The sequence below is a fragment of the Pseudoxanthomonas sp. GM95 genome (assembly GCF_900109775.1).
GTDB lineage: Bacteria > Pseudomonadota > Gammaproteobacteria > Xanthomonadales > Xanthomonadaceae > Pseudoxanthomonas_A.
Map to the genome: position 1 here is coordinate 338,271 of NZ_FOAX01000003.1, position 15,496 is coordinate 353,766.

The 15,496-nt window shown below is 66.8% G+C and carries 11 protein-coding genes; 3 read left to right on the forward strand and 8 right to left on the reverse strand.

What is annotated here, in order from left to right; all coding sequences use genetic code 11:
* The first annotated feature begins 92 nt into the window (after nt 1-92).
* Both dctA and BMZ17_RS16350 read left to right on the forward strand, forming a co-directional pair.
* Entirely contained in the window at nt 93-1,406 is a 1,314-nt protein-coding gene (gene dctA / locus BMZ17_RS16345) for a C4-dicarboxylate transporter DctA (RefSeq protein ID WP_093140953.1), read from the forward strand.
* 61 nt (nt 1,407-1,467) lie between these two features.
* Nucleotides 1,468-2,631 carry a mandelate racemase/muconate lactonizing enzyme family protein gene (locus BMZ17_RS16350; RefSeq protein WP_093140958.1) on the forward strand — a complete coding sequence of 388 codons (1,164 nt, stop codon included), beginning with the start codon at nt 1,468-1,470 and terminating at the stop codon, nt 2,629-2,631.
* Nucleotides 2,632-2,683: 52 nt separating this feature from the next.
* Here BMZ17_RS16350 and BMZ17_RS16355 read toward each other — a convergent pair whose 3' ends face one another.
* From BMZ17_RS16355 to BMZ17_RS16390, 8 genes are all read right to left on the reverse strand, one after another.
* Entirely contained in the window at nt 2,684-3,130 is a 447-nt protein-coding gene (locus BMZ17_RS16355; protein ID WP_093140963.1) for a universal stress protein, read from the reverse strand.
* Between the two features lie 393 nt (nt 3,131-3,523).
* Nucleotides 3,524-5,734: a DNA helicase II gene (gene uvrD / locus BMZ17_RS16360; RefSeq protein WP_093140967.1), complete on the reverse strand. Its 2,211-nt coding sequence runs from the start codon at nt 5,732-5,734 to the stop codon at nt 3,524-3,526.
* Nucleotides 5,735-5,782: 48 nt separating this feature from the next.
* Complete coding sequence (locus BMZ17_RS16365) at nt 5,783-7,291, reverse strand: tryptophan halogenase family protein (protein WP_093140973.1); 1,509 nt, start codon at nt 7,289-7,291, stop codon at nt 5,783-5,785.
* Nucleotides 7,292-7,302: 11 nt separating this feature from the next.
* On the reverse strand, nt 7,303-8,322 hold the full coding sequence (locus BMZ17_RS16370; RefSeq protein WP_093142275.1) for a cupin-like domain-containing protein: 1,020 nt from the start codon (nt 8,320-8,322) through the stop codon (nt 7,303-7,305).
* The gene (locus tag BMZ17_RS16375) at nt 8,303-9,010 is read right to left on the reverse strand and encodes a SapC family protein (RefSeq protein ID WP_093140977.1); all 708 of its coding nucleotides are present in this window, start codon (nt 9,008-9,010) and stop codon (nt 8,303-8,305) included. Before BMZ17_RS16375 ends, BMZ17_RS16370 begins: the two co-directional genes overlap by 20 nt.
* A 14-nt stretch (nt 9,011-9,024) precedes the next feature.
* The gene (locus BMZ17_RS16380; protein WP_217645830.1) at nt 9,025-10,584 is read right to left on the reverse strand and encodes a tryptophan halogenase family protein; all 1,560 of its coding nucleotides are present in this window, start codon (nt 10,582-10,584) and stop codon (nt 9,025-9,027) included.
* A gap of 103 nt (nt 10,585-10,687) precedes the next feature.
* Nucleotides 10,688-13,732: a TonB-dependent receptor gene (locus BMZ17_RS16385; protein WP_093140983.1), complete on the reverse strand. Its 3,045-nt coding sequence runs from the start codon at nt 13,730-13,732 to the stop codon at nt 10,688-10,690.
* 329 nt (nt 13,733-14,061) lie between these two features.
* Nucleotides 14,062-14,682, reverse strand: a complete 621-nt coding sequence (locus BMZ17_RS16390; RefSeq protein ID WP_093140988.1) for a TIGR00645 family protein — start codon at nt 14,680-14,682, stop codon at nt 14,062-14,064.
* 110 nt (nt 14,683-14,792) lie between these two features.
* On the opposite strand from BMZ17_RS16390, the gene BMZ17_RS16395 reads away from it, so the two are divergent.
* Nucleotides 14,793-15,488, forward strand: coding sequence for a glutathione binding-like protein (locus tag BMZ17_RS16395; RefSeq protein WP_093140992.1), 696 nt, complete (start codon nt 14,793-14,795; stop codon nt 15,486-15,488).
* The last annotated feature ends 8 nt before the right edge of the window (nt 15,489-15,496 follow it).

Below are 15,496 nucleotides of genomic sequence, written 5' to 3' on the forward strand. Positions count from 1 at the left end.
CCGATGCGATGCCGCGGGGAAGGACGCGCCATCGTCACCGGCCATTCACTAATCCTGGCATCACGCCAGCATGTCGACGGGAGCGGACGACCATGCAAGGGCAAGCGAAAACAGGGTTGCTGCGGCAGCTCTACATCCAGGTGCTGATCGCCATCGTGATCGGCGGCCTGGTCGGGTACTTCTGGCCCGGCGTCGGCACTGCGCTGCAGCCGGTGGCCGAGGGCTTCATCAAGCTCATCAAGATGATGCTGGCGCCGATCATCTTCGCCACCGTGGTGGTGGGCATCGCCAAGATGGGCAGCATCCGCGACGTCGGCCGAACCGGGGTCAAGGCACTGATCTATTTCGAGGTGGTGTCCACCGCGGCACTGGCCATTGGCCTGATCGTGGTCAACATCCTGAAGCCCGGCGTGGGCATGAACATCGATGCGGCCACCATCGATGCCACCGAAGTCAGCCAGTACGTGCAGCGCGCGCACGAAGGCGGCATCGTCGAATTCATCTTGAGCATCATCCCGGCCACGCTGGTCGATGCTTTCGCCAAGGGCAACATGCTGCAGGTGATCCTGGTGTCGGTGCTGTTCGCCATCGGCCTGCTGCAGCTGGGTGAGCGCGCCAAGCCGCTGGTGGAGATCATCGATACCGGCCTGCAGGGCCTGTTCCGCATGATCAACATGATCATGCGCCTGGCCCCGATCGGCGCCGGCGCGGGCGTGGCCTACACGATCGGCAAGTACGGCATCGGCACGCTGGCTTCGCTGGGCCAGCTGATGCTGGGCGTGTACATCACCTCGATCGTGTTCGTGTTCGTGGTGTTGGGCTTGATCGCGCGCTGGGCCGGCTTTCCGCTGCTGCGGCTACTGCGCTTCATCAAGGACGAAATCTTCGTCACCTTCGGCACCTGCTCTACCGAGGCGGTGCTGCCGCGGATGCTGGTCAAGCTGGAACAGGCCGGCGTGCGCAAATCCACCGTCGGCCTGGTGCTGCCCACTGGCTACACCTTCAACGCCGACGGCACCAGCATCTACCTGTCGATGGCCGCGGTGTTCGTCGCCCAGGCCACCAACACCGACCTGCCGATCTACCAGCAGCTGGTGCTGATGGGCGTGCTGCTGTTGACCTCCAAGGGCTCGGCCGGCGTGGCCGGTGCCGGCTTCGTCGCACTGGCGGCCACGCTGTCGACGCTGCACACCGTGCCGGTCGCCGGCCTTGTCCTGCTGCTGGGCGTGGACCGCTTCATGAACGAGGCGCGCGCGGTGGTGAACCTGATCGGCAATGCCGTGGCCACGATCGCGGTGGCCAAGTGGGATGGCGCCTTCGACCCGGCCAAGGCACGCGACCTCATGCGCCGCCAGGACGCCGGCGAAGCCATGCCCGTGGCCATCGCCGAATCCACCGATCACTGACTTCCAACGCTGCGCCCCGCGCGGCCTGTTCTTCGCACTTTTTCATTCCAGGAGCCTGCACATGCGCATTCTCGATGTTGTCGAAATCACCCAGCCCATCGCCTCGCCGATCCGCAACGCGTACATCGATTTTTCCAAGATGACCGCCAGCCTGGTCGCGGTGGTCACCGACCAGGTCCGCGATGGCCGCCGCGTGGTCGGCTACGGCTTCAACTCCAACGGCCGCTACGGCCAGGGCGGCCTGATCCGCGAGCGCTTCCGCGACCGCCTGCTGCAGGCCGAGCCCGACTCGCTGCTCAACGATGCCGACGACAACCTCGATCCGGGCAAGGCCTGGGCGGCGATGATGTCCAACGAAAAGCCCGGCGGCCACGGCGAGCGTTCGGTCGCGGTCGGCACGCTGGACATGGCGATCTGGGATGCCACGGCGAAGATCGCGGGCATGCCGCTGTTCCGCTACCTGGCGCAGATGAAGGGCCGCGAGGCCAATCCGCGCGTGTTCGTCTACGCCGCCGGCGGTTACTACTACCCCGGAAAGGACAACAGCGCGCTGCGCAAGGAAATGCGCGGCTACCTGGACCGCGGCTACAACGTGGTCAAGATGAAGATCGGCGGTGCGTCCATCGACGAAGACCGCGGCCGTATCGAATCGGTGCTGGAAGAAATCGGCAGCGAAGCGCGGCTGGCGGTCGACGCCAACGGTCGCTTCGACCTGGAGACCGGCATCGCCTACGCCAAGATGCTGCGCGACTATCCGCTGTTCTGGTACGAGGAAGTCGGCGACCCGCTCGACTACGCGCTGCAGGCCTCACTGAGCGAGTTCTATCCCGGCCCAATGGCCACCGGCGAGAACCTGTTCTCGCACCAGGACGCGCGCAACCTGCTGCGCTACGGCGGCATGCGCCCGGACCGCGATTACCTGCAGTTCGACTGCGCGCTGTCCTACGGCCTTGTCGAATACCTGCGCACGCTGGAGGTGCTGGAACAATTCGGCTGGTCGCCGTCGCGCTGCATCCCGCACGGCGGCCACCAGATGTCGCTCAACATCGCCGCCGGCCTGGGGCTGGGTGGCAACGAGAGCTATCCGGACCTGTTCCAGCCTTACGGCGGCTTCCCCGACACGGTGAAGGTGCAGGACGGCCACATCGTCATGCCCGAGCTGCCGGGCATCGGCTTCGAAGGCAAGTCCGACCTGATCAAGGTCATGCGCGAACTGGCCGAGTAAGCCGGTCGCGCTGGCGAAACGGCGGCGCCGCTTGATGCGGCGCCGTTTTCGTTCAGCGCACCACCAGCACCGGCACCGGGCTGCGGGTGACGACCTCGGCGCTCTGGCTGCCCAGCAGCACGCGGGTCAGCCCGCGACGGCCGTGCGAGGTCATCACCACCAGATCGTTATGGCGGGCCTCGATGGTCTGCAGGATGCCGTCGGCGGCGAACTGGTCCAGCACATGGACCGGTTCGGCTTCGACCTCCATTTCCGCAGCGCGATCCAGCGCCGGCTGCAGGATCGCGTTGGCGGCCTGCTCGCGCTCGGCGCGGTATTCGGGGCCGGATTCGTAACCGACGCTCCACCCCTGCGCATCGGCGATGCCGCCGGCCCAGGGTTCGGACACGGTGACCAGATCCACCTTGGCGTCCAGGTGCGCGGCCAGCGACAGGCCATGTTCCAGCCCGCGCAGGGAAAGCTCAGAACCATCGATGGCAATCAGGATGCGGCGGTACATGGCGTGCTCCGGCAACGGGGATGCCGCCATTGGACGCCTGCCAAGCTGAGCGCGCCTTGATCAGGATCAAGTCCGGTACGACGCGTGCCATCACGCCGTCATTCGCGTGCGTGAACCGTCATTCCCGCGCACGCGGGAACCCAGCGCCTTGCTCCGCGCATGCATGGAAAATCCTGCGGAAGCCTCTGGATCCCCGCCTACGCGGGGATGACGGACTTGGTGCCTTGGTGAGAGCTGCCTGGCGCTTTCACCAGCGCGCATCTGCAAGCTCTGCGGATGCTGGGCTTGATGGCTTTGTGGGAGCCGCTTCAGCGGCGATGAGGCTTTACCGGGAAAGCGCCATCGCTGCTGAAGCAGCTCCCACAAGATGTTGCTGACACTCTATTGCCCGGCTCAAGCCGGCGTCAGGTTCGCGTACGCCAGCACCAGCCACTTGGCGCCTTCGTCGAACTGCACCTGCACGCGCGCGTGGGCGCCGGCACCTTCGTAATCGATGACCACGCCGGTGCCGAACTTCGGATGCGCCACGTTCGCGCCCAGCTTGAGCGCCGGCGTTTCCAGCGGCGCATGACCGCCACCGCCGCGTGCGGCGCCCAGCGAGGCCGGCCGCGAGACCTGCACCTTGGGCCGCACTTCGTTGAGCAGTTCGCGCGGGATCTCGCGCAGGAAGCGCGAAGGCACGTTGTAGTTGTCCATACCGTGGATGCGGCGCGACTCGGCGTAGGTCAGCACCAGCTTCTGGCGCGCGCGGGTGATGCCCACGTAGGCCAGGCGGCGTTCTTCCTCCAGCTTGCCGGCCTCTTCCACCGAACGCGCACTGGGGAACAGGCCGTCTTCCAGCCCGACCAGGAACACCAGCGGAAACTCCAGGCCCTTGGCCGAATGCAGCGTCATCAGCTGCACGCCGTCCTCGCCGGCCTGGGCCTGGCCTTCGCCGGCCTCCAGCGCCGCGTAGGACAGGAACGCGACCAGCTCGCTCATGGTCTCGGCCGCATCGGGCGTGTCGTCCAGCTCCAGCGGGTTGTGTTCGGCACGGGCGAAGCGCGAGGCCACCGAGACGAGCTCGTCTAGGTTCTCGGTGCGCGAATCCGAATCCAGCCCGCCCTTGCTTTCCTTGGCCCAGTGCTCGCGCAGCGCCGAACGCAGCAGCACATGGTCGATCTTTTCCTTCAGGTCCAGCTCGGCGCTTTCCTCGCCCAGCAGATCGATCAGCTGCACGAAGGCGGCCAGCGCATTGCGCGCACGGCCGGCCAGGTCGCCGCCCTGCGCGCACTGGCGCGCGGCGTCCCACAGCGACACCGATCCTGCGCGCGCCTGGCGGCGCACTTCATCCAGGGTGCGCTCGCCGATGCCGCGCGGCGGCGTGTTGACCGCGCGCTCGAACGCCGCGTCATCGGCGCGATTGGCGACCAGGCGCAGGTAGGCCAGTGCGTCCTTGATTTCGGCACGCTCGAAGAAGCGCATGCCGCCATAGACGCGGTACGGCAGCTGTTCGGCGATCAGCGATTCTTCCAGCGCGCGCGACTGCGCGTTGCTGCGATAGAGCACCGCGACCTCGCCGTAGCTGCCGCCGTCGCGCACCCACTGGCGCGCGCGCTCGACCACATAGCGCGCCTCGTCAACCTCGTTGTAGGAGGCGTACAAGTCGATCGGATCGCCCTGGCCTGCATCGGTCCACAGCTCCTTGCCGATCCGGTCCGGGTTGTGCGCGATGACCGCGTTGGCCGCGCCCAGGATGTTGGCGGTGGAGCGGTAGTTCTGCTCCAGGCGGATGGTCTGCGCGCCCGGGAAATCCTTGAGGAAGCGCTGGACGTTCTCCACCTTCGCGCCGCGCCAGCCGTAGATGGCCTGGTCGTCGTCGCCGACCACGAACACGTGTCCGGTGTCGCCGGCCAGCAGGCGGATGAAGCCGTACTGGATCGCGTTGGTGTCCTGGAACTCGTCCACCAGCAACTCGCCGAAGCGATGCCGGTAATGGGCCAGCAGCGCGGGCGTATCGCGCAGCAATTCGTGCGCGCGCAGCAGCAGCTCGGCGAAATCCACCAGGCCGGCACGGTCGCAGCGCGCCTGGTATTCGGTATAGGCGGCGACCATCGCGGTCAGCCACTCATCGCGGCCTTCGGGCTGGATGTGCTCGGGGCGGCGGCCTTCGTCCTTCTGCTGGTTGATCCACCAGGCGATCTGGCGCGGCGGGTACTTGCCGTCATCCAGCTCCAGCGCCTGGGCCACGCGCTTGACCAGGCGCTGCTGGTCGTCCGAGTCCAGCACCTGGAAGCCTTCGGGCAGGCGCGCCTCGGCGAAGTGCAGGCGCAGCAGGCGATGGGCCAGGCCGTGGAAGGTGCCGATCCACATGCCGCGGCCGCCGTTGCGCAGCTGCGCATCGGTGCGGTGGCGCATCTCGGCCGCCGCCTTGTTGGTGAAGGTCACCGCCAGGATGCCGTGCGTGGGCACCCCGTGGACCTCGTTCAACCAGGCGATGCGGTGCGTCAGCACGCGCGTCTTGCCCGAGCCGGCACCGGCCAGGACCAGGTAATGCCCCGGTGGGGCGGACACGGCCTCGCGCTGGGCCGGATTCAAATCGTCGATCAGGTGGGAGACATCCATTGCCTGCCCATTCTACCGGGCCGGCTTGGCCCGGCCCCGGTTTTCGATTCAGGCCGCGACCGGACGCGCCTGCGGGCAGTAGGTCTTGAGGTAATCGGCGTGCAGGGGGAGCTTGGCCACGGTCTGCTCGACATGGCCGTGGATGCCGCCGAGGAAGCGCGACAGCTCCGGGTCTTCCATCAGGTCGGCGACCGGGTGGTGCTGCTGCGGGGTAATGCCCTGGCCCAGCATCACCTGGATCCAGGAGTTCTCGGCGAACAGCTCGTTGGGCACGCGGAACACGCGCCCGGTCTGGCGGAACAGCTCGATCCGGTGGCGCAGCGTGGCCGGGATCTCCATCTCCGCGCAGGCGCGCCAGAACGGCGTGTCGCGGCGATTGGTCACGTAGTAATGCAGGATCACGAAATCACGGATGTGGGTCATCTCGGTTTCGGTCTGGGCGTTGTACTCGTCGATGTCCACCTGCCGGATCACGTGCGGGAAGGACTGCAGCAGCCGGGTCAGGTTGCGCGAGACCAGGTGGATGTTGGTCGACTCCAGCGGCTCCAGGAACCCGCTGGCCAGGCCCAGCGCCACGCAGTTACGCTTCCAGGTGACCTTGCGCTGGCCTGGGGTGAAACGCAGCAGGCGCGGCTCGAACAGCGGCGGCGCCTCCAGGCCGCCGACCAGTGCCTCGCGCGCGGCCTCGCGCTCCATGAAGCGGCTGGAATAGACAATGCCGTTGCCCACGCGGTGCTGCAGCGGGATGCGCCACTGCCAGCCGGCGGTGCCGGCCATCGAACGCGTATAGGGAATGGCCGGCTTCACCGACTCGGTCTGCACCGCCAGCGCGCTGTCGGCGAACAGCCAGTGCGACCAGTCCTCGAATTCCACGCCCAGCGTCTGCCCGAGCAGCAGCGAGCGGAAGCCGGTGCAGTCGATGAACAGATCGCCTTCCACGCGCGTGCCGTCTTCCATCACCAGCGCGGCGATATCGCCATCGGCGCTGGTGTCGACGCTGGCGATCTTGCCTTCCACACGCTTGGTGCCGAAGCCTTCGCTGAAGCGGCGCAGGAACTTGGCGTACAGGCCGGCGTCCAGATGGAAGGCGTAGTTCATGCCGCCGCGCGGCAGGTGGGCGAACCTGTTTTCCTCGGCCGCGCGCAGCTCCAGGCAATAGTCGCCGTAGTCGCGCGCCAGGCCGCGGGCGCGGCCCTTCAACCAGAAGTGCTGGAAGCCGGCGGTCCAGTGATCCTTGCCGGTGGTGCCGAAGGAATGGATGTAGTCCTGGCCGACGTCGCGCCAGCCTTCGAACTTGATCCCGAGCTTGATCGTGGCGCCAGTGGCGGCCATGAATTCCTGTTCGTTGATGTCCAGCAGGCGGTGGAAGGTGATCATCGTCGGGATCGTGGCTTCGCCCACGCCGACGGTGCCGATCTCCTCCGATTCGACCAGGGTGATGTCCAGCACCTTGCCCAGCGTGCGCGACAACGCGGCGGCCGCCATCCAGCCGGCGGTGCCGCCCCCGGCGATCACCACGCGGCGTACGGGCTTGGAAACGGAAGCGGTGTCGTCCATCGCGAAACTCCTTAGCGGTTCAAGCGCTGCAGCAGGCGGCCGCGCAAGGCACGGGCGCGCGGCTCGTCCATCGGCGCCAGCACGCCGCGCGCGCTTTCGGGGATGTGGGCATCGGTGGCCTCGCCCGGCTCGAAGACGTAATGGTGGAACACGTCCTGCCAGATGCGGCGCTGTTCCGGCGGCAGGTCGCGCACGGTCATCATCGCCAGCATGAGCGCGTTCATCGGCGTGTCCATGTAGGCCGGCGTGGCGCGCCACCAGTAATTGACCAGCACGTTGAAGGCTTCCAGCGCTTCGATGTGGTGCCACCACATGCTGGGGATCATCAGCGCATCGCCGGGCGCCAGTTCGGCCACCTGCGCATGCGCCAGCGCCTCGGCGAAGCGTGGGAACCGCTCCAGGTCCGGCGCGTGGAAATCCACCAGGCTGATCGCCTGACCGGCCGGGGTGAGATCGAGCGGGCCGATGTAGAGGTTGGGCAGCTGGTCCGGCGGGAACAGGGTGAAGCGCCGGCGTCCGGCGACCACGCAGGCCAGGTTGTCCGGCAGATCCTGGTGCGCGGCGATGCGGGTGCGGTTGCCGACCCAGATGCTGGCCAGCACCTGCGGCTGGCCGTCCAGGTTGAGCGGATTCTCGTCGCGGAAGCCCGGCAGGTAGGTATCGAGCGTGGTCGAGCCCATGTAGATCGCCGGCGGCGCGGGGTCATCGAGGCGGCGCTGCAGCGTGTCGAGCACGGCGCTGAACTTCACTTTCTCCGGGCGGAAATTGAAGCCGTTGAAGGCGTCGTTGTAGAACAGCCGCCCGCCCGTCTCCGGCGGCCCGGCGTGCGCCACCACTTCGGCGCCGCGATCGAAGCGGCGCAGGTAGTCGATCGCCGCCGGTGGCGATTGCGCGCCGGCCTGGGCCATCGGCCACTCGGCGACCAGGCCGCGCAACACCAGCGGCCGCGTGCTGTGCAGCACCTCGTCCGGTAGCGCGCGCGGGTCCAGCCCGTGGCGCTCGGCGATGGGCTCAGGCGTCGGCAGCGACATGGCGCGCACGTTCGATCAGGCCGCGGAACTGCGACAGCGAAGCCACCGTCATGTACAGCGGCAGCAGGTGGCTCGCCGCGGACAGCGCCTGCAATGCCGCCGCATCCAGCGCGGCCAGCCTGTCCTCGTTGACGGTGTAGAAGCCGGACAACCGCCGCTGGCTGCCATCGCGCAGGGCGTAATCCAGCACGAACGATTCCAGCAGATTGTGTTGCAGCAGCGCGGCGATGAAGGCCGGCGTGCCCTGCAGGCCCTGGTCTAGCGCCTGCAGCACCGAGTTGACCTGCTCCAGGTAGTCGGTGGTGCCGCCGTGCTCGCGGAACAGCGCCTCGCCGCTGCCATCGGTGCGCACGCGCGGATGGTCCAGATCGATATGGATCACGCGCTGCTCGCCATCCAGACCGATCAGGAACGGCTGTCGCTCCACCGCCAGCGGCACGTAGTGCGCATCCCACGCATCGCCGTGCAGGAACAGGTTGTGGCCGGCTTCCAGCCCCAGCAGCGCGACCGGCTGGAAGCCGCCCTGCGCGTCCTTCTGGAACACGATCGGGTAATGCGCCTGGACGTTGCGGAATTCATTGGGGAAGGTCAGCGCGGACATCAGCGCATCGCCCAGCGCCGCGCCTCGGCCGCTGGCCACGCGCAGGTCGCGATGATCGATGTTGTTGAGCAGGACGGGACGGGACACGCGGTTTCCTCGACTCAGAGGGTGGACAGGCCGTGGGCCTTGATGTGATCGACCAGTGCGCGATGCGTGGGCAGCGCCGGCAGCATCCGCCGCGCCAGCTCGGCCGCCTCGCGGAAGTAGCCTTCGGCGCGGGCCGGATCGTCGTCGCGGCGCGCGGCGCGCGGCTCAGGCCGGAAGCCCATGCCGTACAGGATGTACTGGTAGCTCGCCGAGGGAAACACCTCTTCGATCCGCGGCAGGTCATAGCGGGACGGCGGTTGCTGTTTCCACAGCGCCAGCAGCGTGCGCAGCGAATCGGTCAGCGTGTCGTCGCGGCGATGATCGCGCCAGTAGTCCGAATCCTCGCGCTGGCTCAGCACGTAATGCAGCTTGAGGAAATCGATCACCCGCTGCCAGCGGTAGGCGAAGCTGTCGTTGAAGCGCCGCGCCAGCGGCTCCATCGCCGCGCGTGTGGCCGGCAGCTGCTCGCTGAGCATGGTCGCGGCCAGTTCCACCAGGACCAGCGAGGAGGCTTCCAGCGGTTCGACGAAGCCGCTGGACAGGCCGATCGCCACGCAGTTGCGATGCCAGGCAGTTTGCCGGTAGCCGGGCTGGATCATCAGCCGCGCGGGGCTGCCGACCTGCTCGGCGCGCGGGCCACCGCTGGCCTCGATGTAACGGCGCAGGGTGGCTTCGGCTTCATCGTCGGAGGTGTGCGCGCTGGAGTACACATGGCCCACGCCGCGCCGCGCCGACAGGCCGATGTCCCAGATCCAGCCGGCGCGCTGAGCGGTGGACAGCGTCTGGCAGGCGATGGCGGCATCGGGGGTGGCATACGGCACCTGCACGGCTAGCGCGCGGTCGTTGAACAACACCTCGCTGCACGACACCCGCGGCACGCCGTAGTGTTCGCCGATCAGCAGCGCGCGCATGCCGGTGCAATCGACGAACAGATCGGCTTCCAGCGCGCCGTGGTCACGCGTCTGCAGCGAGGCGATGTCGCCATTGTCGTGCGCGTTGACGCCCAGCATGTGGTCGCTGACGTGGCGCACGCCGAGCACCTCGATGCAGTGCCTGCGCAGGAACACGCCCAGCTTGGCCGCGTCCAGGTGATAGGCGTAGTTGGCCACCGCCGCGTATTCCGGCGTAGCCAGCTGCTTGGGCGCGCGGCCGGCCGCGCATAGGTGCGGCTGGAAGCTCACGCATTCGGCAAAGCCCACCTGCCCGGCATGCGGCAGCCAGCCGGCGACCAGGTTGGTCTCGCCATAGCCGGTGGGCAACACGAACGGATGGTCGTAGGCGTCGCTGGCTTCGTCATGCGTCCAGCGCGCGAATCGCGAGCCCTGCTTGAAGGTGGCATCGCATTCGCGCACGAAATCACTCTCGCGCACGCCGATCTTGCGCAGCGTATCGCGCATCGTCGGCCAGGTGCCCTCGCCCACGCCGATGGTCGGCACGTCCGGCGATTCCAGCAGCGTTACCTGCAGGGTCGGGCCATCGGCGTTGCGATGCTCGGCCGCCAACACGGCCGCGGTCAGCCAGCCGGCCGAGCCACCTCCCACGATCACCACGTGTCGCACCACCTTGTCCAACACCCACACTCCCGCGATTTCCAGAACTTGCACATGAAGAAGGCCGCTGGTGAGCGGCCTTCCCATGCTGCGCCCGTGCCGGCGCGCAGCCTATGCCACCTTTGGATCAGAACTTGTAGCGCACGCCAAACATGTAGCGCGGGCCGGTCTGGGTCAGGTACAGCGCCTGGTGGCTGTTGCGGCCATGCACGCGCTGGGTCTCGTCGGTCAGGTTGATGCCTTCCAGCGACATGGACAAATGGTCGTTGAACTCATAGCCGATGTTCAGGTCCAGCTGGCCGTAGGCTTCCACGTAGTTCGGGTTCGGACCCGAGCCATCGAAGCGGCTGGACAGGAACTTGTCGCGCCAGTTGTAGGCCGCACGCACCTGCCACGGTCCCTTGTCGTAGAACGCCACCAGGTTGGCCGAATCGCTCAGGCCCTCCAGGGCGAACTGCTGGCCGATGACGTAGTTGTCGTAGGTCAGGCCCGAGTCGACCTTGGTGTAGTTGGCCGACATGCCGAAGCCGGTGTCGCCGAACATCTGCTGGACGTTGAACTCCCAGCCGTCCAGCGAGGCCGACTGCTGGTTGGCCGGCGTGCTGATGCGGAAGTTCGCGACCGGGTCGCCCGGCTGGCCGACGATGGTGCCGGTCGCGTTGCCGGTGGAATCCACACCGGTCTGGTTCACGCCCGGATCGCCGTCGTGGTTGGCGAAGATCGCGTTGCGGATGCACACCACGTCGGTGGTGGGGCAGCCGCCGGCGATGGCTTCGTTCCAGTAGGCGCCGCCGATCGGGGTGTGCAGGTCGAACGGCTGCTCGACCACCTGCGTGGTGCCCACGTAGTTGTCGATGTTCTTGCGGAAGTAGCCCACCGACGCGTAGCTGCCTTCGGAGTAGTACCACTCGAAGGAGAAGTCGATGTTGTGCGACAGCAGCGGCTTCAGGCCCGGGTTGCCCTGGGCGCCGGTGCCGCCGTCCACGCGCACCAGCGTGTCCAGCGTCTGGCCACCCTGGATGTCGGCCCAGCTCGGACGGCCGATGGTTTCGCCGTAGCTGGCGCGGAACTTCATCGAGTCGGTCAGGTCGAGCGCGAAATCCAGGCTCGGCAGGAAGTAGCGGTACTCACCCTTGAGCTCGGTGAAGCCCGAACCGCTCTGGGTGATGCTCAGCTCGTTGGCCGAACCCCACGAGATGCCCGTGGCGGTCGGCACCAGCGCGCTGGAAGTGACTTGGGTCTTCTCGTAGCGCAGGCCCGCGGCCAGGTCGAACGGCAGGGCGAAATCGTCGAAGCGGTTGCTCCACTGCAGGTAAGCGCTCTGCGACTTCTCACGCGTGCGGCGGTCGGTGGTGAAGTCCTTCGACGCGCGATAGTCGGCCGGGTCGTTGCCCGCGGCGACCCAGGCGTCCTCGGCCAGCTGGCGGACCTGATCGAAGTCCCACACGAAGAAGCTGTCGGTGAAGTTGGGATCGTTGTGGCCGCTGAACTGGTCGAAGTACTGACCCATATGATCCAGATGCCAGACCGAATCCGGGTAGTCGGCCGCGCTGGTCGCGCCGCCCCAGGTGTCGAGCTGCACGACCGAGTAGGCCGAGCGGTTCTTGACGTCGGTGCTGCCCACGCCGAAGTCCAGGCGCGAGTAGTTCTCCATGGTGTAGTCACCGGAGACCTGGAACTGGTTGATCTCCGACTTCATGTAGCTGTTGCGGAACGACGAGCCGGTGACCAGCATCGCGGCCGGGTCGATCTGGGTCATGCCCGGCGGCAGCTGCACGTTGAGGATCGGGAAATCACCGGAGAAGTCCGCGGTGGTGGTGCCACGGAAGAAGCCGGCCGTGCCGAGCACACCGCTGGAACCGTAAGGGCTGTCGGCGCCGGATTCGGCGGTCGAGTGGTGCGCGTCCAGGTTGATGTTGAAGTTGTCGCTGACCTTCCAGGCCACGTTGAAGCCCAGCGACTCGTTCTCGTTCTTGGTGGCGCTCTTGCCGCCGCCGAAGGCCATGTCGCTGTTGGCCGGGTTGATCGTCTCGGAATACACCAGCGGCGCGGCCACCGGGCCGTCGGTCCAGGAGCTGGTCGACGGGCCGAAGTTGAACCACACCGACATTTCGTTGCGCTGGGTCTGGATCTTGTTTTCCGAGTACGTGTAATCCAGCGTCGTGGTGATGTTGTCGGTCGGCGCGAACTGCAGCGTCAACTGGCCGTTGGTGCGCTCGCGCTTGACGCCGTTGACGTTGTAGTTGAGGTTCTGCGGCACCGAGTAGATGTCATCCGGGCCGGGACGGTTGGTGATGTTCTCCGAACCGGGCGCGCCCGGCTGCGGGATCGAACCCCAGTTGTTCTCGTCGCCCTTGAAGGTCTTCCAGCCGTTGCCGACGGCAACCTGGCTGAAGCCGTAGTCGCGCTCCTGGTAGGAGCCGCTCAGCGCCACGCCCCAGCGGCCATCGGCGCTGGTGGTGCTGAAGATGCCCGACACTTCCGGGGTGATCTTGTCGCCCTGCAGCGAGTCGGGCACGTTCTCGTTGGAGGTGTCCCATACGCCCTTGACGCCGACGTTGGCGCGGGTGCCGGGGTTTTCCAGCGGGCGTGCAGTCTTGATGTTGATCGTCGCGCCGATGCCGCCGGTGGGCGTGCTGGAGCGCGCGGTCTTGTAGACCTCGACGGCGGAGATCGACTCGGACGCCAGGTTGGCGAAGTCGAACGCACGCGAGGACGATGCGCCGGTGTCCTGGATGCTGGAGGTCGGCATCTGGCGGCCGTTGAGCAGCACCAGGTTGAAGTCCGGGCCGACGCCGCGCACGGTCACGCGCGAGCCTTCACCGTTGCTGCGGTCGATCGACACGCCGGAGATGCGCTGCAGCGATTCGGCCAGGTTGGTGTCCGGGAACTTGCCGATGTCCTCGGCGACGATGCCGTCAACCACACCCTGCGAATCACGCTTGAGGTTGGCCGACGAGGTCATGCTGGCGCGGATGCCCTTGACCTGGACCGCATCCAGATCGGTCGGGCTGTTGTTGGTGCTGCTGTTGCCAGGCGTTGTCTGCGCGGCCGAGCTGATCGGCTGCTCCTGGGGCTCAGCAGCAGTCTGCGCGGCGACGGGCGCGGACAGCGCGACCAGCAGCGCGGAAACGAGCAACCGCTTTTGCGGCACGGTGTTGGGATGCTTCATGGAACGGACCCTCCCCAGGGATTTCGCTGTCTGACACGGTGGCTTCAGGGGCCGAGATGAGACGGTGCTCACGTCAGCGGGGCGCATTTGTGTCAAAGGGTGACAGCGCTGTCACGCCGCAGCGCAACACCGTTACGAAATCGTTGGAGTCCTGCTGTACAAAGGGTCTAAACGTGCTGCGACGCAGCATCGACATGCGCAACGGGGCCTTCCAAACCGGCCCGTATGACAACGTTTACATGGGCGTGCCGATGCGTGTCGCACCGGTCACGTATTCGCCTCCGCGCCTGGGGTCGCGGAGGCGGCGATCAGGCCGCGGGACGTCGGCCTCAGTGCTCGGCAGGACGCGCCGGCGCGGCGTGGGCGGCATTCATCAGGCGATCGGTCCAGGCGATGCCGATGGCCGACAGGATGAAGACGCAGTGGATGATCGTCTGCCACAGCACGCCATCACGGGTCAGCGTCGAGCAGTTGGCACCGGCGCCCAGGTTGGTGGCGGCGGCCATCATGTCCGGTGAGCAAAACGGCAAGCCGCCCAGCGCACCGGCGGCGATGAAGGTCTTGAGCAGGTGGATCGAGGAGATGCCGATGATGGCCATCGCCAGCTTCACCTTGAGCACGCTGGCGTTGACGTGGCTCAGCCACTCCGGCTGGTCCGGGTGATTTTCGAGGCCCAGGCGCGAGACGAAGGTCTCGTAGCCGCCTACGATCACCATGACCAGCAGGTTGGAAATCATCACCACGTCGATCAGGCCCAGCACGATCAGCATGATCTGCTGCTCGCCCATGCTCGGCGCCTCGTGGATCAGGTGCCACAGTTCCTTGGCGAACAGGAACACATAGACGCACTGCGCCAGGATCAGGCCCAGGTACAGCGGCAGCTGCAGCCAGCGCGAGGCGAAGATCAGGCCGGCGATGGGATGGAGCTTGGGGCGCGATTGCGGGGACATGGCGTGGGCATCGTGACGTGGGCGCGGCAGCGTAGCGGCGGCCCACGACACTGCCAAGCGCAGGCCCCGCGTAACATCGTGATCTTTCAGCACTGTAAGGATTGGCTGCGATGATCGACCTCTATTACTGGCCCACGCCCAACGGCCACAAGATCACCCTGTTCCTGGAAGAGGCCGGGCTGGAGTACACGATCAAGCCGGTGGACATCGGCAAGGGCGACCAGTTCGCGGCCGAGTTCCTGGCGATCTCGCCCAACAACAAGATGCCGGCCATCGTCGACCATGCCCCGGCCGATGGTGGCGCGCCGGTGAGCGTGTTCGAGTCCGGCGCGATCCTGCTGTACCTGGCGGAGAAAACCGGCCGCTTCCTGCCGAGCGCGGCGCGCACGCGGGTGGAGGCGCTGGAATGGCTGTTCTGGCAGGTCGGCGGGCTGGGCCCGATGCTCGGCCAGAACCACCACTTCAACCAGTACGCGCCGGAGAAGATCCCCTACGCGATGGACCGCTACACCAACGAGACCCGGCGCCTGTACGGCGTGCTGGACAAGCGCCTGGATGGCCGCGCGTTCCTGGCAGGCGACGACTACTCCATCGCCGACATGGCGGCCTATCCGTGGATCGTGCCGCACGCCAAGCAGAAGATGGATCTGGTGGATTTCCCCAACGTGCAGCGCTGGTTCGATGCGATCAGCACGCGCGAAGCGACGGTCAAGGCCTACGCACTTGGCCCGCAGGTTAATCCTGCGCTGGGGCAGCCGCTGACCGAGGAACAGCGCAAGCACATGTTCGGCCAGCCGGTGAAGTAAGTTCGCTG

Coding starts and splice junctions, on each gene's coding strand:
- BMZ17_RS16365 (WP_093140973.1), bottom strand. CDS start 7,291: ATGGACGACACCGCTTCCGTTTCCAAGCCCGTACGCCGCGTGGTGATC.
- BMZ17_RS16390 (WP_093140988.1), bottom strand. CDS start 14,682: ATGTCCCCGCAATCGCGCCCCAAGCTCCATCCCATCGCCGGCCTGATC.
- BMZ17_RS16385 (WP_093140983.1), bottom strand. CDS start 13,732: ATGAAGCATCCCAACACCGTGCCGCAAAAGCGGTTGCTCGTTTCCGCG.
- BMZ17_RS16355 (WP_093140963.1), bottom strand. CDS start 3,130: ATGTACCGCCGCATCCTGATTGCCATCGATGGTTCTGAGCTTTCCCTG.
- BMZ17_RS16350 (WP_093140958.1), top strand. CDS start 1,468: ATGCGCATTCTCGATGTTGTCGAAATCACCCAGCCCATCGCCTCGCCG.
- BMZ17_RS16395 (WP_093140992.1), top strand. CDS start 14,793: ATGATCGACCTCTATTACTGGCCCACGCCCAACGGCCACAAGATCACC.
- dctA (WP_093140953.1), top strand. CDS start 93: ATGCAAGGGCAAGCGAAAACAGGGTTGCTGCGGCAGCTCTACATCCAG.
- BMZ17_RS16370 (WP_093142275.1), bottom strand. CDS start 8,322: ATGTCGCTGCCGACGCCTGAGCCCATCGCCGAGCGCCACGGGCTGGAC.
- uvrD (WP_093140967.1), bottom strand. CDS start 5,734: ATGGATGTCTCCCACCTGATCGACGATTTGAATCCGGCCCAGCGCGAG.